18 protein-coding genes are annotated in these 18668 nt (G+C 36.1%); 7 read left to right on the top strand and 11 right to left on the bottom strand.

Annotation, left to right across the window (positions count from 1 at the left end; translation table 11 throughout):
* The first annotated feature begins 29 nt into the window (after positions 1 to 29).
* Together HX109_RS11550 and HX109_RS11545 are read left to right on the top strand one after the other, a co-directional pair.
* Complete coding sequence (locus tag HX109_RS11550; protein ID WP_178952116.1) at positions 30 to 1748, top strand: phospho-sugar mutase; 1719 nt, start codon at positions 30 to 32, stop codon at positions 1746 to 1748.
* Positions 1749 to 1877: 129 nt separating this feature from the next.
* Positions 1878 to 3716 (top strand): ABC transporter ATP-binding protein, encoded by a 1839-nt coding sequence (locus HX109_RS11545; protein ID WP_178952114.1) that lies wholly within the window; start codon positions 1878 to 1880, stop codon positions 3714 to 3716.
* A gap of 83 nt (positions 3717 to 3799) precedes the next feature.
* On the opposite strand, the gene HX109_RS11540 is transcribed toward HX109_RS11545, so the two are convergent.
* The 7 genes from HX109_RS11540 to HX109_RS11510 all read right to left on the bottom strand — a co-directional run bounded on the left by HX109_RS11540 (position 3800) and on the right by HX109_RS11510 (position 11165).
* The gene (locus HX109_RS11540) at positions 3800 to 4963 is read right to left on the bottom strand and encodes a sigma-54-dependent transcriptional regulator (protein ID WP_178952112.1); all 1164 of its coding nucleotides are present in this window, start codon (positions 4961 to 4963) and stop codon (positions 3800 to 3802) included.
* Positions 4963 to 5853, bottom strand: a complete 891-nt coding sequence (locus HX109_RS11535) for a DUF6268 family outer membrane beta-barrel protein (RefSeq protein ID WP_220399459.1) — start codon at positions 5851 to 5853, stop codon at positions 4963 to 4965. Before HX109_RS11535 ends, HX109_RS11540 begins: the two co-directional genes overlap by 1 nt.
* 16 nt (positions 5854 to 5869) lie before the next feature.
* Positions 5870 to 6718: a mechanosensitive ion channel family protein gene (locus tag HX109_RS11530; RefSeq protein ID WP_178952110.1), complete on the bottom strand. Its 849-nt coding sequence runs from the start codon at positions 6716 to 6718 to the stop codon at positions 5870 to 5872.
* 46 nt (positions 6719 to 6764) lie between these two features.
* Positions 6765 to 8102: an ABC transporter permease gene (locus HX109_RS11525; RefSeq protein WP_178952108.1), complete on the bottom strand. Its 1338-nt coding sequence runs from the start codon at positions 8100 to 8102 to the stop codon at positions 6765 to 6767.
* Positions 8103 to 9029: an ABC transporter ATP-binding protein gene (locus HX109_RS11520; RefSeq protein ID WP_178952107.1), complete on the bottom strand. Its 927-nt coding sequence runs from the start codon at positions 9027 to 9029 to the stop codon at positions 8103 to 8105.
* A 353-nt stretch (positions 9030 to 9382) separates the two neighbouring features.
* Positions 9383 to 10513 (bottom strand): molecular chaperone DnaJ, encoded by a 1131-nt coding sequence (dnaJ, locus tag HX109_RS11515; protein WP_178952105.1) that lies wholly within the window; start codon positions 10511 to 10513, stop codon positions 9383 to 9385.
* An 85-nt stretch (positions 10514 to 10598) separates the two neighbouring features.
* Complete coding sequence (locus HX109_RS11510) at positions 10599 to 11165, bottom strand: nucleotide exchange factor GrpE (protein ID WP_178952103.1); 567 nt, start codon at positions 11163 to 11165, stop codon at positions 10599 to 10601.
* A gap of 223 nt (positions 11166 to 11388) precedes the next feature.
* On the opposite strand from HX109_RS11510, the gene HX109_RS11505 reads away from it, so the two are divergent.
* The gene (locus HX109_RS11505; protein ID WP_178952101.1) at positions 11389 to 12063 is read left to right on the top strand and encodes a YceI family protein; all 675 of its coding nucleotides are present in this window, start codon (positions 11389 to 11391) and stop codon (positions 12061 to 12063) included.
* A gap of 29 nt (positions 12064 to 12092) precedes the next feature.
* On the opposite strand, the gene HX109_RS11500 is transcribed toward HX109_RS11505, so the two are convergent.
* The 3 genes from HX109_RS11500 to HX109_RS11490 form a co-directional block, all read right to left on the bottom strand.
* The gene (locus HX109_RS11500; protein ID WP_178952099.1) at positions 12093 to 13028 is read right to left on the bottom strand and encodes a TIGR01777 family oxidoreductase; all 936 of its coding nucleotides are present in this window, start codon (positions 13026 to 13028) and stop codon (positions 12093 to 12095) included.
* Positions 13029 to 13135: 107 nt separating this feature from the next.
* Complete coding sequence (mnmD, locus tag HX109_RS11495; RefSeq protein ID WP_178952097.1) at positions 13136 to 13813, bottom strand: tRNA (5-methylaminomethyl-2-thiouridine)(34)-methyltransferase MnmD; 678 nt, start codon at positions 13811 to 13813, stop codon at positions 13136 to 13138.
* 6 nt (positions 13814 to 13819) lie between these two features.
* Entirely contained in the window at positions 13820 to 14311 is a 492-nt protein-coding gene (locus HX109_RS11490; RefSeq protein ID WP_178952095.1) for a DUF4920 domain-containing protein, read from the bottom strand.
* Between the two features lie 269 nt (positions 14312 to 14580).
* Here HX109_RS11490 and HX109_RS11485 point away from each other — a divergent pair, with 269 nt between their 5' ends.
* Positions 14581 to 15648, top strand: coding sequence for a branched-chain amino acid aminotransferase (locus HX109_RS11485; protein WP_178952094.1), 1068 nt, complete (start codon positions 14581 to 14583; stop codon positions 15646 to 15648).
* A 55-nt stretch (positions 15649 to 15703) separates the two neighbouring features.
* Here HX109_RS11485 and HX109_RS11480 read toward each other — a convergent pair whose 3' ends face one another.
* Complete coding sequence (locus HX109_RS11480; RefSeq protein ID WP_178952092.1) at positions 15704 to 16093, bottom strand: nucleoside triphosphate pyrophosphohydrolase family protein; 390 nt, start codon at positions 16091 to 16093, stop codon at positions 15704 to 15706.
* 394 nt (positions 16094 to 16487) lie between these two features.
* On the opposite strand from HX109_RS11480, the gene HX109_RS11475 reads away from it, so the two are divergent.
* The 3 genes from HX109_RS11475 (at position 16488) to crcB (ending at position 18274) form a co-directional block, all read left to right on the top strand.
* Entirely contained in the window at positions 16488 to 16673 is a 186-nt protein-coding gene (locus tag HX109_RS11475; RefSeq protein WP_178952090.1) for a hypothetical protein, read from the top strand.
* Positions 16674 to 16765: 92 nt separating this feature from the next.
* Positions 16766 to 17818 (top strand): SRPBCC family protein, encoded by a 1053-nt coding sequence (locus HX109_RS11470; protein WP_178952088.1) that lies wholly within the window; start codon positions 16766 to 16768, stop codon positions 17816 to 17818.
* 84 nt (positions 17819 to 17902) lie between these two features.
* Positions 17903 to 18274 (top strand): fluoride efflux transporter CrcB, encoded by a 372-nt coding sequence (crcB, locus tag HX109_RS11465; RefSeq protein ID WP_178952086.1) that lies wholly within the window; start codon positions 17903 to 17905, stop codon positions 18272 to 18274.
* Positions 18275 to 18668: the final 394 nt, after the last annotated feature.

Raw genomic sequence — 18668 nt, 5'->3', positions numbered from 1 at the left:
AGTAACTTTAGGAAAAATTAACCATTAAAATGAATTCAGATAAAATTTTAAAAAATGCAGAAGCTTGGCTAACTGACTTTTTTGACCTTCACACCAAAAAAGAAGTTCAAGAGCTTATTGACAACAATCCAGAAGAACTAAACGAAAGATTCTACAAAAACCTAGAATTTGGTACTGGCGGTATGCGCGGGACCATGGGCGTAGGAACCAATAGAATTAATAAATATACCTTAGGGAAAAACACGCAGGGTTTAAGCAATTACCTTAAGAAATCTTTCCCCGATGAAGAACTTAAAGTAGTTATCGCCTACGATTGTAGGCACAATAGCGATACCCTTGCAAAGGTAGTGGCCGATGTTTTTGCGGCAAACGGGATTAAAGTTTTTTTGTTTTCTGAATTAAGACCCACACCAGAGCTTTCGTTTGCAGTAAGGCATTTGGATTGCCAATGTGGGATTGTACTTACTGCTTCCCATAACCCGCCAGAATACAATGGTTATAAGGTTTATTGGAAAGATGGCGGACAAATTGTACCTCCACAGGATCACGAAATAATAAAAGAAATTGAAAGTCTCTCTTTTGAAGACATCAATTTTAAAGCAGATGAAACCCATATCAAGTATATCGATAAAGATGTAGATGAAGCTTTTATCGAAGCTTCTGTGGAAAACGGTAGTTTTGGAGCCAATGGAAAGAACGATTTCTCCATCGTTTTTACCTCCCTTCACGGGACATCCATCACCGTATTGCCAGAAGTACTTAAACGTGCCGGTTATAGCAATGTGCATATTGTAGAAGAGCAAGCAAAACCCGATGGGGATTTTCCGACGGTTAAATCACCAAATCCTGAAGAACCAGAGGCGCTCGCCATGGCTTTAAAGAAAGCAGATGAAATAAACGCCGATATGGTTATTGGCACGGATCCCGATAGCGATCGCATGGGAATTGCCGTTAGAAATAACGACGGTGACATGGAATTGCTCAATGGGAACCAAACCATGATATTGATGACGCGTTTTCTTTTGGAAAAATGGAAAAAAGAGGATCGTATTAACGGAAATCAATTCATCGCCTCTACCATAGTCTCCACACCAATGATGAAAGCCTTGGCTAAAAGTTATCACGTGGGTTACAAAGAAGCCTTAACAGGCTTTAAATGGATCGCTAAAATGATAAAAGACTTCCCGATGCAAGAATTTATCGGTGGGGGCGAAGAAAGTTTTGGCTATATGGTTGGCGACTTTGTAAGGGATAAAGATGCGGTAACCTCTTCCCTACTGGCTTGCGAAATTGCAGCCGATGCCAAATCTAAAGGAAGTTCCTTTTATAAAGATCTTTTAAAATGCTACGAGGAATTTGGGCTCTACAGGGAAAAACTAATTTCGTTGACCAAAAAAGGTATTTCTGGGGCCGATGAGATCAAGCAAATGATGATCGATCTTCGTGAAAACCCTATCAAATCCATCGACGGGTCGAAAGTAAATTATCTGGAAGACTACCTTAGCTCTACGAGAATAAACCTAATTACCGGGGATAAAGAGGATATTGACATACCTTCTTCCAACGTATTGATTTATTACACTGAGGACGGTACAAAAATAGCTGCTAGACCCAGTGGCACCGAACCTAAAATTAAATTCTATTTTTCTGTAAAAGGAGAATTGGATAGCGTTTCCAACTATTCGGATGCCGCAGCAAAACTGGATCAAAAAATAGATCGAATCGTTAGCGAACTTAAACTAACCTAAGTAAGCTTTCTTTTGCACAAAATAAATCAAGCCTGTCAATTTAGTTTGACAGGCTTATTTTAATAATTAAACTTACCTTTGCGGCATACTTTAAGATAAACAACAAAGCAATTTTTATTACTGTTTTTAATGAATTATTTCAAAAAAATACTCCGTTTTGCTAAGCCCTATAAAAAGTTTGCTTATCTAAACATCTTCTTCAATATTCTTTACGCACTTTTTGGCACATTGTCTTTCGTGGCACTCGTTCCTGTCTTAAAAGTTATTTTTGACGACAAGAAAACAATAGCAACAAAACCGGAATATAACGGTTTTGTAGATACGCTGGTAAACATTAAAGACTACGGTCAAAATTACCTCAACTATTATCTTTCTGACTTAATTGAGCAACGTGGTAGTTTCTACGCTTTAATGCTAATGGTGGGTGTTATTATTTCTCTTTTCTTACTGAAAAACCTATCCAATTATTTGGCAATGTTTTACATTACCTATTTAAGAAATGGAGTCTTAAAAGACATTCGTACAAAAATGTATGATAAAATTGTCTCTCTACCGCTTTCCTTTTATTCTGAAAAGAAAAAAGGTGATACCATTTCTAAAATGAGTGGCGATGTGGAAGAAGTAAGAAATTCGATATTATCTGTATTAGAGATGATTGTTAGGGAACCGCTTACCATCCTATTTTCCTTGATTTTTATGTTTGCATTTAGTGTCAAACTAACTTTGTTTGTTTTTGTATTTATCCCCGTAGCCGGTTTTATAATTTCTGCAATTGGAAAATCTTTAAAAAAGCAATCGGTTAAAGTACAACAAGAACAAGGAACGTTTCTTTCTATTTTAGAAGAAACCATGTCTGGATTGCGGGTTATAAAAGCCTTTACTGCGGAAAGTGTTTTTAGCAAACGTTTTTCAGATTCCAATGATCGCTTTTATAAATACTCGAATACTGTTTTAAATCGACAAAATTTAGCGTCTCCCATGAGCGAACTTTTAGGTATTATCGTAATTGGCGTTTTACTGGTTTATGGGGGTTACCTTGTTTTTGTAGACGAAAGTATGGAAGCGAGTTTCTTTATTGGCTACATTACATTAGCTTATAACATACTTACCCCTGCGAAACTAATTTCAAAAGCCAGTTATAGTTTAAAAAGAGGAAATGGTGCTGCAGAGCGTATTTTAGAGCTCCTTGAAACTGAAAATACGATAAAAGATGCCCCAAATGCCATTGAGAAAACGAGCTTTGAAAAGGAAATTAGCATTGAAAAAATCGATTTTAAATATGAAGAGGATTTGGTACTGAAAGAATTTTCATTGCAAATCCCTAAAGGCAAAACGGTGGCCCTCGTGGGTCAATCTGGAAGTGGAAAAAGTACCATCGCTAATTTGGTGACCCGCTTCTACGATGTAAACAGCGGAAGCATTTCCATAGATGGTATTAACATTAAAGAAATTTCAATTAAAAGCTTACGAAGCCTTATGGGGATTGTTACGCAAGATTCAATCTTGTTTAATGATACAGTGGCCAACAACATTCGTATTGGAAAGCCAAATGCTACCCTAGAAGAAATAGAGGAAGCTACAAAAATTGCCAATGCCTATGAGTTTATAAAGGAACTTCCTAATGGTTTCGATACCAATATCGGGGATTCTGGTGGTAAATTGAGTGGCGGACAAAAACAACGACTCTCCATAGCACGTGCCGTACTTAAAAATCCACCTATTATGATTTTAGATGAAGCCACTTCTGCGTTGGATACCGAAAGTGAAAAGCTGGTACAGCTCGCCTTGGAAAATATGATGAAAAACCGAACCTCCATAGTTATTGCCCACCGTTTATCTACCATACAAAATGCCGACGTTATCGTCGTCATGCAAAGAGGGGAAATTGTAGAACAGGGCAACCATCAAGAATTGCTGGAACAAAAAGGAGTTTACCAAAAATTAGTAGAGATGCAATCTTTTGATTAAAAAAAACAAAGGGCAATCTTAAAATAAAAAATGCTGTGGATGAATAATCGACAGCATTTTTTTCTTTTCTATCTGTTCGTAAATTATTTACTGGCAAAAAGCTTTACGTCTTCTTCCGACACTTCTTTTCCTCCGAGAATCAATAACCGTTCCACTACGTTTCTTAGTTCCCTTACATTTCCTGTCCAATCGTATTCCTGCAGTTGTTTGATTGCTTTATCCGAAAAATTCTTGAGCGCTGTCCCCTGCTCTTTAGCAATTTTTTCAGTAAAATATTCAATAAGCAATGGAATGTCTTCCCTTCTATCGTTTAAGGCAGGTACGTTAATTAATATCACCGCCAAACGGTGGTACAAATCTTCCCTAAATTTTCCGTCTTCAATTTCTTTTTTAAGGTCTTTATTGGTAGCTGCCACTACGCGTACGTCTACTTTAATGTCCTTATCACTACCTACCCTCGAAATTTTATTTTCCTGCAGCGCACGCAACACTTTAGCTTGCGCCGAAAGGCTCATATCCCCTATTTCGTCTAAAAAAATAGTTCCCCCATTTGCGGTTTCAAATTTCCCAGCACGGTCTTTCACTGCAGACGTAAAAGCACCTTTTACATGCCCGAACAATTCACTTTCTATCAATTCTGAAGGAATGGCAGCACAATTCACCTCAATCATTGGACCTTTAGAACGTTCACTTTTTTGATGCAACCAATGGGCCACTAGCTCTTTTCCCGTTCCGTTAGGCCCAGTAATCATAACACGTGCATCGGTGGGAGCCACTTTATCTATCATTTCCTTAATCATGGAAATGCTCTTGCTCTCCCCAATCATTTCATAATTCTTACCTACTTTCTTCTTAAGGAGTTTATTTTCAACCACGAGCTGCTTTTTGTCCAGCGCATTTCTAACGGTATTTAAAAGTCGGTTTAAATCCGGTGGTTTTGAAATATAATCGTAGGCACCCATTCTCATGGTATTCACGGCTGTTTCTATATCGCCATGACCAGAAATCATAACAAAAGGGAGCTCTGGCTTAATCTTTCTAGCTGCTTCCAACACCTCAACACCGTCCATTTTTGGCATTTTAATATCGCATAGCACCAAATCGAAATCGTTTTTCTTAATGGTTTCCATGCCCTCAAGACCATCACTGGCCTCTTCCACTTCATAGGCTTTGTTCTCTTCAGAAAGTATTTTTACCAATACACGGCGGATAGCCGCTTCATCTTCAATTACCAGAATTTTTGCCATTATATCTTAAATTTTAAACCTCCCCTAATGTACATAGAATTGGTATCGTTTATGGTATATACATCGTCCATATCCCCATTTCTCAATCTAATATTGTTCAACAATGTATATCCTGAATAAAAATAAAACAATATATGGTCACTAAAAAAATGTTCGTACCCTAATCCTGATAAAACAGTGGTCATCGAAATACTTTCTGCTGTTTCATACCCAAGGATAACATTTTCTTGAATATTGGCATAATAACCATCTAAGGTAACAAAGGCCTGCAGCACATTGTTCTCGTTAATTTTATATTTTAAATTCGTTTTTGGAACCCCTAAGGTATAAGCCCAATGCTCACTAAAGTCTTTATGGTAATTCACATAAGGCAACGGTGCCGGGATACCAGAAACCGTATTGTATTGTATACCGAGAATCAATCTTCCCTCTTCACTATCCCTGCTCTTATCTTCCCGCTCTTTTATAAAATAGATGGAGGCATTCAGTAAAAAGTCGTCTCCAATAATACCGCTTTGAAAATTGGAGGCCAATTGTGGATTCACCACCGCCCCAAAACGCCATTTTTCACTAAACTTGAAGGTATACCCCAACGAAAACTGAAAACTTTGCAATCTATCGAACTCCCCGGCATCGAAGGGATAGCCATCTTTTAATTCCATATTTACATTGGCATATTCCACGCCGGTGACCAAATACTGGTCTTCCCCTATTTTCCAAGGATAGTTGAATAATGCCCGAGAACGCTTAAAAGAATTTTCTGAAGAAGCTTGAGGGAAATAAGTGTATTCCACACGAGCCAGATCGGTTAATTGCGCATTTACTATGGATGTTAAACTAAAAAGTAAGAGATATAAGCCTCCTTTAATTGTTACTTTATTTTTAATCATATACTTAAACAGTATTCTATTTATTGTAAATGTGAACGTCTCTCTGCGGAAATGGAATGGTAACCCCATTATCCCGAAAAAGCTGATCGATGCGAAATCGAACATCGCTTTTTATTCTGGGATCAGAAAAACTGTCATTTATGAAGAAATTTACATCAAAAGATAATGCCGAGTCCCCAAAATCCTTAAAAATAACATTAGGTTTAGGGTTTTTTAAGATTCCTTTTTGTTTTTCAACACTTTCAAGCAGTAATTTCTCTACCAATCTAGTGTCGCTTCCATAAGCTACCCCCACACTTACCGTTTCCCTCGTTGTTTTATGGTTTTGGGTAAAATTGTATACAATGTCTGTTAAAAAGAAGTGATTGGGAATTATAATGATCTTATCATCACGGGTTATGGCCCTGGTAGTCCTTAATTTTATATCGATAACCCTACCTACCTTACCATTTACCTCAATAACATCGCCAACCAAAAGCGATTGATCTAAAATGATCAATATTCCTGAAATAATATCTTGAAACAGGTATTGCAATGCAAAACCCAAACCTACAAACAAGGCTGCAGAAGCAGTTAACAACACAGTAAGGTCTACTCCGGAAGAACTTAGAACCGCAATGATAACTAAGATATAAACAACGTAATTGGTAACCTTGAATATACTTACAAACTTCCTTTTATCTTCCAAAGGAAGTTTGGCGGTAATTAACTTTCGAATGATTTTAAGAATGTAGTACGCAAAAACACAGCTCATGATAATTAGCAGCAGTGTTCCTACCCGTATCACGGTTTCGTCTCCCTCATACAGGGCATAGGAAAAAAAATGTTTGACATTGGAAACAATGTCAGCAATAATTTCTTTCATCTAAATTAAAATTACATCAGAAAACCCTGCAATATAAAGAATATCGCTATTTATATTTTAACCACTTGTATATTTCTTTGTAACTCGGCTTTTTACCATACATTAAAATTCCCACCCTGTAAATTTTCGAAGCCAGCCACACTATGAACAAAAAGGTAAGCATGAGAAATACGATGGAAGCAATAAACTGCCACCAAGGTACGCCAGCGCCACCAATACCGTTTGGTAATCGCATCATCATAACAATTGGAGACGTTAGCGGAAATAAAGAAAACCCAACAGCTATAGGTCCATTCGGATTTTCAAATACTGAAAAGAACCCTACATAAATGGCCAGCATTAAAGGTGTAATCACCGGGAACATGAATTGCTGCGTATCGGTTTCGTTGTCTACAGCAGCTCCAATAGCAGCATAGATAGAACTATAAATAAGATATCCTAAAGAAAAGTAGAGCAAAAATGACAGAAGCAGAGTGCCCCACGGAATTTTAACCAACTCGTTTACATACAACTGTACAGTATCTTGAGAAGCAGCCTCATTTAAAGTTTGCATTGCCTCTGGTGAAATATTTGCTTTCGACTGAAAGGCGTCTATTTCAATCCCCATAAAAGACAAGACCACATAAGTAAGAATTCCCGCAGATAAAATCCAAATAACAAATTGTGTGATCCCAGCTAAAGACGTACCTATTATTTTCCCAAGCATTAATTGGAAGGGGCGAACCGAAGAAATAATAACTTCTATAATCCTCGAAGTTTTCTCCTCGATGACACTGCGCATTACAAAAGCACCATAAATAATTATAAACATCATAATTAAATAACCGAAACCGCCACCTATAAACGCTTTGAATTCACTTATTCCTTTTAAGTTTTTTTCTCCACTGAAATTAACAATGTTCATTTCGTAATTCTCCTCCAACTGGTTCATTACATCAGAGGAAATATTGAGGGACTGCAATTTATCTTCCCTAACCTTATGCTCTATTTTACCTTCAATACTATTTAAAATATCGAGACTTGGCGATTCTTTGGTATAAAACTGAATTTCACTGGCCACCTTATCGATACTATCTCCAGAAGGTACATGAATAAGCCCGTAATAACCGGCAGCACTCACCGAATCTATGGCATCTTCCAAGGAAATACCGGAAAAATTAATATAGGAAGCCTCTACACCTGTCTCAAATTGATGACCAAAAAATGGACTTTCATCTAAAACCGCTACTACTCTTTTCTCTTCGCTATTCACCTTTGCCAGGTAAACTACCAAAGCTATCATTGCCACGATAATAATCGGACTCAATACCGTAAGCACTATAAAAGATTTATTACGAACCTTCGCCAGATACTCCCGTTTTATAATAAGTATTAATTTATCCATTTAATTACGCTTTACACTTTCAATAAAAATTTCGTTCACTGTTGGTACAACTTCTACAAAATGTGTTACCATCCCTCGTGTGGTTAAGAAGAGCAACAAATCGTTTGCAGTATCCCCTGCTTTTAATTGAACCCTTAGCTTTAACTCATTGCCTAAAGACTTAAAATGTGCTTCAGAAATCGTGTATTTAGATGCTAATTCGGTTTTTAAGGCTTCTTGCATTTCCGTTTGTATACCAACCTCGTAAGTGTCGTTTTTAAAATTCCTTTTAATATCCAACACTTTCCCATCCAAAATTTTATTCGATTTATTGATAAGGGCTATATGGTCGCAAAGCTCTTCTACGGATTCCATTCGGTGGGTTGAAAAAATAACGGTAGCGCCATTTTCTTTTAGATGAAGAATTTCATCCTTTATCAATGTAGCGTTTATAGGATCGAAACCACTAAAAGGTTCATCAAAAATTAAAAGTTTTGGTTCGTGCAATACCGTTACCACAAATTGAATTTTTTGAGCCATCCCCTTAGACAATTCCTGGACTTTTTTATGCCACCAATCGCCAATTTCCAATCTTTCAAACCAATATTTAAGTTTTTTTTGAGCCTCTTGTTTGCTCATTCCCTTTAACTGGGCCAAATACAAAGCTTGCTCGCCTACCTTCATACTTTTATAAAGACCCCTTTCCTCTGGTAAGTACCCAATAGTTCTTACATGTTCTGGCTTAAGGTCTTCTCCATTCAACATTACTTTTCCAGTATCTGGATAGGTAATTTGATTGATGATACGTATAAAAGTGGTTTTTCCGGCTCCGTTAGGGCCCAAAAGACCAAATATAGATCCTTCGGGTATTTCCAAAGAAACGTTGTTTAGCGCAGTATGTGTACCAAAGCTTTTGGACACATTTTGAGCGACTAATAGATTCGCCATGTTAAAAATGATTTTTTCAAAGATATTGGATAATGACTTACTTTAAAAAGAAAATAGCATAGATTGACTAATAATTTTAAAACGTTAATTATACATTTGGCGTTTGCACAAGAAAAAATATTCAATGTTGTTTAGGGAAGTATCAATTAAATCGATTTACCATCCATTGAAAGTTCTCAGAAGTTAGAAATTGCGATACCCCGGAAGCTTTACAATTTTTTGTATAAATAAAAACCCACCCTCAAAAAAGTTCAAGGATGGGAAAAAATTGCTATGAAAAAGAAAAAATTAACACTAGATTAGAACTAGTGTTCTTACAAAGATATATTTTTTTATAAAACTGAACTGTTAAATTATGAAAACATATCTTTCACTTTTTCAAAAAATGATTTGTCGCTACCTTCAGGATTAGGTGTGAAGTTTTCATCCCCAATCATGCTTTCAAAGAATTCACGCTGTTCCTTATTTAAGGTTTTTGGTGTCCAAACATTTATATGTACCAACAAATCTCCTTGTCCGTAACCGTTAATACTTGGTATTCCTTTACCTTTTAATCGGAGTATTTTGCCTGACTGTATACCCTCTTCAAGTTTAATGCGAACTTTTCCAGTTACTGTATCTATTTCTTTAGAAGTCCCTAAAACTGCCTCTGCAATACTCACATAAAGATCGTAGTGTAAATTATCCCCTTCCCTTTTAAGGGTATCGTGCTCCAATTCTTCAATAGCTACCAGCAAATCTCCGGGTATACCATTACTTCCAGGAGCTTCGTTACCTTTTCCGGTAACTTTTAATTGCATTCCTTCTACTACTCCAGCCGGAATTTTTATAGAAACAGTCTCTTCTTTTACCAACAACCCTTGAGCATCGGCATCTGAAGATTTTTTATCAATAACCTCCCCGGCACCTCCACAAGAATTACACGTAGTAGCGGTTTGCATTCTACCGAGAATGGTATTGGTTACCCGCATTGTCTGCCCGCTTCCATTACAAGTAGGACAGGTTTTATAGGTAACATCTTTCGATTGGATCTTCCTTCTAACCTTTACCTTTTTCTCCACACCATTGGCAATCTCTTCTAAGGTAAGTTTTACACGGATTCGCAAATTACTACCTTTTACCCGTGCTCGGCCACCGCCGCCGCCAAAGCCGCCAAAACCGCTAAAGCCACCGCCGCCGCCGAAGGCGCTACCAAAAATATCACCGAACTGACTAAAGATGTCGTCCATATTCATGCTACCACCACCAAAACCGCCGGCACCATCGAATGCTGCATGGCCATATTGATCGTAACGTTGTTTTTTGGCAGGATCGCTCAATACCTCGTAAGCTTCCGCAGACTTCTTAAACAGCTCTTCTGCATTTTTATCTCCTGGGTTTTTATCAGGGTGATACTGAATAGCTTTCTTACGATATGCTTTTTTTATTTCTGCAGCAGTTGCACTTTTATCAATCTCCAGTATTTCGTAATAATCTTGCTTCATGTAAATTCTTCTAAAAGATTTTTTCTGTTTTATGTTTTAATCAAGTAGACACTTAATTTGGTGAATATGACAAATAGTCTTTTATCTATTGACCAACAATTACCTTTGGATGTCTAATTACGCGTTCCCCCAATTTGTAGCCTTTTTCAATTACGTCTACAATTTTACCCTTTAAATCATCGCTAGGAGCTGGAATTTGCGTAATGGCTTCGTGCAGTTCAGCATCAAAAACATCCCCTACATTCACTTCAATCTGCTCCAAACCTTTGTTATTCAAAGTATTTCTAAACTTATTACTTATAAGTTCTACCCCTTTAAGAAGTTCTTTGTCTTCTGTTTTTGAAATTTCATTTAAAGCCCGATCAAAATCATCTAAAACAGGAAGCATGGAAACCATAATATCTTGTCCTGCCGTTTTAAAAAGCTCAATGCGTTCTTTAGAAGTTCTTCGTTTGTAATTTTCAAACTCGGCAAAAAGACGTAAAAACTTATCTTTCTCTGCAGCCAATTCTTCTCTAAGTTTCTCTTCCTCACTAATTTCGTCCTTGGCATCGTTCACCTCCGAAACTTGATCTTCTTGTATTTGATCTTGCCCTTGACCTTCTGCCAAGTTCTCTTCGGATACTATTTCTTTTTCTTCGTTCTTAGACATATATGTATTTTTAACCTATTTTTTATTTTCAGTTATTAGGCTGAAGTTCTTTTCTCCAGCAGAAAAAAACTTCATCTACCCCTACAGTTCGATTATAATTGACAAAAGTATTGCCAATTCCTTTAAAATGTCAAAATGTCATCAAAAAAATTTACCATAATTTTAATACAGATATACCTTTAGATTTCTATTTTTGGTACACTAATCACAAAAAAATCGAAAAATGAAAAAAAGTATCTTATCAATTTCATTCTTAGCTTGTCTAGTTATTTTTACTTCTTGTAAGGATGAAAAGAAAAATGAAACCACGGCTACTGAAGCTGAAGCTGCCAAAGAGGTTACAGCTACCGCAGTAAAATACACAGCAATTCCTGAAGAAAGTGTTATAGAATGGAAAGGCGCTAAACCTACGGGAGAGCACACAGGAACTATTGCTATAGAATCTGGAGTAATGTCAGTTAAAGAAGGTGCGCTCGAAAGCGGTAACTTCTTAATCGATATGAGTTCCATAACAGTTACAGATGTTGATCTTGAAGAAGATAAAAAAGCTGATTTGGAAGCGCATTTGAAAGGAACGGTAGAAGGAAAAGAAAATCATTTCTTTAATACGGAAGAACATCCAACAGCCGCTTTCGAAGTTACTGGAATAGAAGAAAAAGAAGGGAAATTGATGCTTTCTGGAAATTTAACGATTAAAGGTAAAAAGCAAAACATTTCTTTTCCCGTAAGCGTTTCTGAAGATGGAAACACTGCCATGCTAACCAGTGAGACTTTTACAATTGATAGAACCAACTGGGATGTAAACTACGGTTCTAAATCAGTTTTTGACGATCTTGGAGATAAGTTCATCAACGATGATATTGAATTGGTGGTAAAAGTTAAAGCTAAAAAGGCTTAAGAAATTTTAAACCGAACTAAAATTTAGAATCAGGCCAATTCCTCACGGAGTTGGCTTTTTTCGTTTAAAACATCTTTAAGAGCTAAGCAAATATTGGTAAAGTTAAAGTGATAACCACTTTCTTCTATTTTTTTCGCACTTACACGCTGGCTTGCAAATAAAATATAGGCCATTTCACCCAAAATTAATTTCATCGCAACCATGGGTATATTAGGTAAAAGGATTGGCTTATCGTAAATGTCTGCTATTTTATGGGTAAGCTTTAAATTTGTAACAGGATTTGGAGCCACCCCGTTATAAACACCTTCCAAGTTATTCTCCACAAGATGCAGGTAAATTTCGGCTATATCTTTGATGTGAATCCAGCTTTGCCATTGTTCTCCATTTCCAAAAACAGCCCCTGCGTAATAGCGAATTGGTTTCGCCATTTGTGGAAGCGCTCCTCCATCTTGGGAGAGCACCAATCCTGTACGCACTTTAGCTATTGGAAACTTATGTATTTTTAATTTATCGGCAGCGGCTTCCCATTTTTCTACCACTTCCCCTAGAAAAGAATCGTCTACTTCTTGGCAGTCTTCCTCGTAATAATTGGTATAAGAATTAGGATAAATACCTATGGCAGAAGCTGAAACAAAAGATTTTATATGATGGTTTACTTTAAAAATGGCATCGTTTAAAACCTGAAGCGATTTTATCCGACTATTCAATATTTTCTTTTTGTTGGTAGATGTCCATCTTTTGGAAATACTTACACCCGCCAAATTTATTACCGCATCGACACCTTTAAAACAGGCTAAATCGATTTTGTTTTTACTGGGGTTCCAATAAAACCCTTGGTAATTTTCTTGATTTTCTATTTTATTTTTGCTTGTTGATAAATAATTTACCGAATATCCCTTATTGTGGCATAAACGCACAATTTCTTCACCAATCAGCCCCGTTGCTCCCGTAATTAGAATCTTCATTTTAGTTACTTTTATTTAAAAATATGGAAATAATCAGCTTTTACAATCAACATTAATTAAGGTTTAACATTCTAATTGTGAGTATTTAACGTAATTAGAAGATAGGACTAACTATTTTTAACAGCTCTTAACATTTCACGCTTTCCGGGAGGTCCGGGTAATTTTTCCACTGAAAAACCAACTTCCAACATCGCTCGGCGAACACTGCCTTTGGCGGCATAGGTAACCAATACACCATTTGGTTTCAAAGCTTCAAACATTTTTTTAAAAATGGAGACTTCCCATAAATCTGGTTGCACCCGAGCCCCGAAAGCATCAAAATAAATAAGGTTAAACCTATTTTTATCGTTGATGTCCTGGAAGAATTGCTTTCTTTTTTTTAACTGAAATGTTTCTGATAGGTTAGAAAACCCTTCCCAATTACATGCGTGCATTTCATCAAAAACCGATTTCTTACTATTAGCATTCAGTTGTTCCACATAATTGAGCAATTTAATTTCTTCAGCCAATACCGGATATCCTTCTACACCTTCATAAGAAATATTTATTCCCAATTTCTCTGCTTCCAATAACGTAATAAAGGCATTCAAACCAGTTCCAAAGCCTATTTCCAAAATAGGGACATGAGAAGGTTTATGGTTTTTCACATAAGGAATAAGTCCGCTTTTTATAAATACATGGTAAGCCTCTTGTATGGCCCCATGTTTGGAATGGTAATGTTCGTTCCAATCTTCAATATAAATAGTAGAGGAACCATCTGAAGTATTGATGATTTTTCTTTTCAAAATAAATTATTTGGGTAAAAGCACTCCATTGGCCTCGAAAGAATATGTTTTTAAAGGAGTGGTTATGGCGGCTATTTCGGCGTTGGTTTTTCCAGCATCCTCAGCATAGTGCTTTTGTTCTTCAACATCCATTTCTACAACAAAGGCCTTACCTCCCAAGACCACTTGTTTGTTAGCAATGTCTTTAGGAACAAAGAAAGAATATTCTTTAAATTTCACCATAGCTTCTTCCCCATTTTCAAGATCGAGTTTCATCCAGCATCCCTTAGCTTGGCACACATCATTCACTTTAGCTTTAAAAACTACCGATAGCGTATCTTCCAATTTCATGGATTCATATTTTTTCTGAATCTCATCTGCAGGTAACACCTCATCTATAGAAATGGTGTCTCCATAAACATAATAATTGGCCGCAATTTCTGCACTATTATTAGACTTCTCAGAATTACAGGATAGCATAAGCGCCACCACAAAAACAAATAGAATTTTTATTTTCATCAATTTAAAATTTTTTATTTCATTGTAAAAGAATTGATATTTCCTGCTTAATTCAACCCCTCTGCACCTACCTTTGAGCAAACAGGCATGAAAAATATCGAGGCTCTGGTATAATTACGCTGATGCTTCAGCAAAAAATAAAATAGGTTTTCGCTCATTTCATATTTAAATTTTTACAACAAAAACCACTACAAAATAACTTATTTTTGTCTTAATTAATCTACTTTTTGCTGGAATATTTTCTAATTTAGCAAAAATAAAGTTGAGTTATGAGCAAGGAAACCATTAGCAATATCAAAATTGAAAAAACAGCTGCATCTAAAATAGAAGATGTAAACTTTGAAAACTTAGCATTTGGAAGCGTCTTTACAGACCATATGTTTGTGTGCGACTATAAAAACGGCGCTTGGCAGACACCAGAAATCAAACCATACCAAAAGCTATCGTTAGACCCTTCTGCAAGGGTTTTTCATTACGGGCAAGCAGTTTTTGAAGGGATGAAGGCGTACAAGGATGAGAATGAAGAGATATGGTTATTTAGACCTGACGAAAACTTTAAACGCATCAATAAATCTGCTGTTAGGATGGCAATTCCTGAATTTCCAGAAGATTACTTCTTTGATGGATTAAGTACTTTATTGAAGCTTGACAAAGATTGGATAAAAAAAGGATTTGGAAACAGCCTCTACATCCGGCCATTTGTAATAGCAACAGAAGCTGGAGTATCTGCCTCTCCTGCCAACGAATATAAATTTATAATTATTTGCTCACCTGCCCAAGCTTATTATGGTGGTGAGGTACGCGTTAAAATTGCCGATAAATTTAGTAGGGCTGCAAGTGGAGGTTTTGGCTATGCAAAAGCAGCTGGTAACTATGCGGGACAATTTTACCCAACCAATTTAGCAAAGGAAGAAGGATATCAACAAATTATATGGACCGATGCCAACACTCATGAATATTTAGAGGAGGCGGGAACCATGAATATCTTCTTTAGAATTGGCGACAAATTGGTTACATGCCCTACCAGCGACCGTATTTTGGATGGTATCACTAGAAAGAGTGTTATAGCCATGGCAGAAGATATGGGAATAGAAGTAGAAATTAGACCGATAAAGGTTTCAGAAATATTAGAAGCGCAAAAGCAAGGCTCACTAAAAGAAATTTTTGGTACGGGAACTGCTGCGGTAATAAACCCGATTGCTGGATTTGGTTATAAGGGGGATAAATGGGAACTCCCTAAATTAGAAAATTCATATGCCACCAAAATTAAAAAAGCCATTATGGAATTGCAATATAATATTGCAGAAGACAAATTTGGCTGGAGGGTTAAAGCTTAAGGTTTAAGCTAAGAGATAATAAAAAAGGAGGCAGACATTGCCTCCTTTTTTATTACTAAGAATTCTCTAGAATCTTTTTAATATCTGGTTTAAAGTAATTTGGGCCCTTTAATACCTTACCATCCTCTCGGTAAATTGGTTTCCCGTCTTCCCCAAGTTTGCTCATATTACTTAATTGTATCTCATTAAAAACATCTTCTATAACATCTTGCATGCCGTGCTCTAAAATGGTTCCGCATAAAATATAGAGCATGTCGCCAAGGGCATCTGCCACTTCCACCATATCATTGTTAGTCGCCGCCGCCAAATATTCATCATTCTCCTCTGCCATAAGATTATGCCTTAAAACAATTTTATTAGTTTCCAATTTTGCAACAGGATGTTTTGCGACCCCCAGACCAAAGGAATTATGAAATTTTTCTACAGCCTTTAATTTGTTTTTCATAAAAAATGTGTGCTTTGAATTTTGTAAAAAAAGAGTGAATTATTGATTTTTGCTAGCGCTAATTTGACTAATTTTGTCCAAAATAAAAAATAGATGTTTAGTAATGGTCAATTAATTTTTGCAGGGATTTTCGCTTTTGCATTTATTATAGTGATGATAATCAGCTACAAAAGCGATCTCAAAATACATAAAAAACAATACAAGGGTACGTTGTGGGTACTGTTGGGTTTTATTATTTTCTTAGCATTACTCATTTCAATTAAATATTTATCAAAAAACTAAAGGCAAACTTACCAAAGCCATATTTTATACATAATTATGTTAATTTTCGGTCCGTTTATGAGAATTTATGTCATAAATTTCTTAAATTTGCATAAAGCAATCAACTTAAGCAATGATGATTTTCTTTAGCATTTTATTCAGCCTGTTATTTATTAATGTAGTTTTATTATTATTCAGCGTTAACAAACTTCCAAAATCCAAAGGAAAAACAGCGGCTATTTACAACAAGCAGCCTGCCAAATCCATGAACACAAAAGAAGAGGAAGAATACGACGTAGTTTTAAAAGAAGCTATATAAATTTTAACGACTATAGATTTACAGTATTTAAAATTTGTTCATAATAACGTACATTTTTTGTACATTGGTATTCCTATTTATACCTTACTGTTATGAAAATTTTAAAGTACCTAATCTTCTTATTTTTAATTTTGGCCATAGGTCTTTCTATCTATGTTGCCATTCAATCAGATAATTACAAAATTGTAACTACTAGGGTTATTAACGCCCCAAAGTCCGTTATCCATAATTACCTCTCCAATGTAAAAAACTGGCCAAAGTGGTCTTTTTGGTATGAGCAAGATCCTAATATGAAGTTGTCTTACGGGGAATCTTTCGAGGGTAAAGACGCTTCTATCAAGTGGCAGAGCGAATTACTAGGAAATGGTTCTGCAACAAATACTTTTACTTCTGAAGATTCGCTTGCCTATCGTTTAGATATTAATACTCCTAAAACTCTTCTAGCGAATCGTTTTTTCACTTTCGACAATACCATTAAAGATGAAGGAGTTATTGTTACCTCCGGTATTGAGGGTACCCTCAGCTTTAAAGATAAGTTCTTTATTCTTTTTCAAAACAGTATGGAAAATAGGTTTGAAACAGATTTTGAAAATGGATTAGCAAAGTTGGATAGTGTAATTTTAGCGGACATGAAAAAATACACTATTACAACAATAGGCAAAACAGCTTACGGTGGAGGCTACTATTTATACGAAACATCGAGTGCAAAACAAAATGAAATAGATTTGGCAACCCAGAGGATGTTTCCAGAAATAGAAGCCTTTATGGAACAAAACAACATTCAACAATCTGGAAATCCCTTTACTTTATTTGAGGAATGGAACCAAAGCAACAACACCGCAATCTTTTCTACCTCTATTCCTGTGAAAGAGCGTATTGTTACTCCAACTGGAAGCCCTATATTATGTGGTTTTATGGATCCCGGGGCATACTACAAAACAACCTTGAAGGGAGACACTATAAATATTAACGAAGCTTGGAGCAAAACACGCGAAGCTATTAAAAAAGAAAATATTGAGATTGACGATTCCAGAAAATCCTTCGAAACCTATATTGTAACCCCAGACGATTCCCCGAACCCTGCGGATTACTTATCTGAAATATACATCCCCATAGTTGAAACCTTAAACACAACTTTAGAATAAAAAAGAACTTTTATAAATGGGATTGAATTCGAATGAAAAATATTTTATATTGAACTTTTTCCACCTCACAAATTTAGCAGTAATATGAAGCAGCTCTTATTGGTTTTTTTAGGAGGTGGTTTAGGGAGTTGTTTGCGTTTTGTTCTTGGCAAATATTTAAATTCCGTACAAACTGGTATTCCCTATGGCACCTTTGCAGCAAATATTTTGGGAAGCCTAATAATAGGTTTTGTATTAGGCTTGGCTGCCAAAAACCAATCGCTCTCCACCAATCAATTGCTACTTATCGCTACGGGATTTTGTGGAGGGTTTACTACCTTTTCTACGTTCGCTTACGAAAACCACGTCTTTCTTAAATCTGGAGACCTCTTTAACTTTATTCTATACACTTCTATTACCTTTATACTTGGTTTAGTTGCCGTTTTTGTAGGGGTCTGGCTTATAAAGTTCATCTAAAAATAGCTCATTCAACAAGCTTTTCAGAAGGAAACATCGCCTCGTTTCCCCAGCTTCGTATGCTTACAGGAGACTTTCTTAAGTCAATTTTACCCTATTTTCAACTTAAATCCTACGGTAAAACAACCATAGCTGGATCCCATTTTTATCTGAAAACTGGAAAATCTTCAAACTAAAGAATTTAAAATAATCATATTTTTTATACATACCCCTAATTTTAAGAGGGGGTAAATTCATAATTTAATAAAAATCACCATTAACCCCCCTATTAATTTTACCGTAACGATTTTTTAACATAGTTTTAAGCAAACAAATCATTTAATAATGGAATGAGATTAAGCAAATTTGAATTTTTTACTTACCAACCAAAACCATCCAATTTTTAGAACGAAAC

Origin of the sequence: Galbibacter sp. BG1, assembly GCF_013391805.1 — a bacterium.
GTDB lineage: Bacteria > Bacteroidota > Bacteroidia > Flavobacteriales > Flavobacteriaceae > Galbibacter.
The sequence above is the reverse complement of the archived record's forward strand: the minus strand, read 5'-3'. Positions and strand labels throughout refer to the sequence as shown.

Coding starts and splice junctions, on each gene's coding strand:
- HX109_RS11550 (WP_178952116.1), top strand. CDS start 30: ATGAATTCAGATAAAATTTTAAAAAATGCAGAAGCTTGGCTAACTGAC.
- HX109_RS11545 (WP_178952114.1), top strand. CDS start 1,878: ATGAATTATTTCAAAAAAATACTCCGTTTTGCTAAGCCCTATAAAAAG.
- HX109_RS11540 (WP_178952112.1), bottom strand. CDS start 4,963: ATGGCAAAAATTCTGGTAATTGAAGATGAAGCGGCTATCCGCCGTGTA.
- HX109_RS11535 (WP_220399459.1), bottom strand. CDS start 5,853: ATGATTAAAAATAAAGTAACAATTAAAGGAGGCTTATATCTCTTACTT.
- HX109_RS11530 (WP_178952110.1), bottom strand. CDS start 6,718: ATGAAAGAAATTATTGCTGACATTGTTTCCAATGTCAAACATTTTTTT.
- HX109_RS11525 (WP_178952108.1), bottom strand. CDS start 8,102: ATGGATAAATTAATACTTATTATAAAACGGGAGTATCTGGCGAAGGTT.
- HX109_RS11520 (WP_178952107.1), bottom strand. CDS start 9,029: ATGGCGAATCTATTAGTCGCTCAAAATGTGTCCAAAAGCTTTGGTACA.
- dnaJ (WP_178952105.1), bottom strand. CDS start 10,513: ATGAAGCAAGATTATTACGAAATACTGGAGATTGATAAAAGTGCAACT.
- HX109_RS11510 (WP_178952103.1), bottom strand. CDS start 11,165: ATGTCTAAGAACGAAGAAAAAGAAATAGTATCCGAAGAGAACTTGGCA.
- HX109_RS11505 (WP_178952101.1), top strand. CDS start 11,389: ATGAAAAAAAGTATCTTATCAATTTCATTCTTAGCTTGTCTAGTTATT.
- HX109_RS11500 (WP_178952099.1), bottom strand. CDS start 13,028: ATGAAGATTCTAATTACGGGAGCAACGGGGCTGATTGGTGAAGAAATT.
- HX109_RS11490 (WP_178952095.1), bottom strand. CDS start 14,311: ATGAAAATAAAAATTCTATTTGTTTTTGTGGTGGCGCTTATGCTATCC.
- HX109_RS11485 (WP_178952094.1), top strand. CDS start 14,581: ATGAGCAAGGAAACCATTAGCAATATCAAAATTGAAAAAACAGCTGCA.
- HX109_RS11480 (WP_178952092.1), bottom strand. CDS start 16,093: ATGAAAAACAAATTAAAGGCTGTAGAAAAATTTCATAATTCCTTTGGT.
- HX109_RS11475 (WP_178952090.1), top strand. CDS start 16,488: ATGATGATTTTCTTTAGCATTTTATTCAGCCTGTTATTTATTAATGTA.
- HX109_RS11470 (WP_178952088.1), top strand. CDS start 16,766: ATGAAAATTTTAAAGTACCTAATCTTCTTATTTTTAATTTTGGCCATA.
- crcB (WP_178952086.1), top strand. CDS start 17,903: ATGAAGCAGCTCTTATTGGTTTTTTTAGGAGGTGGTTTAGGGAGTTGT.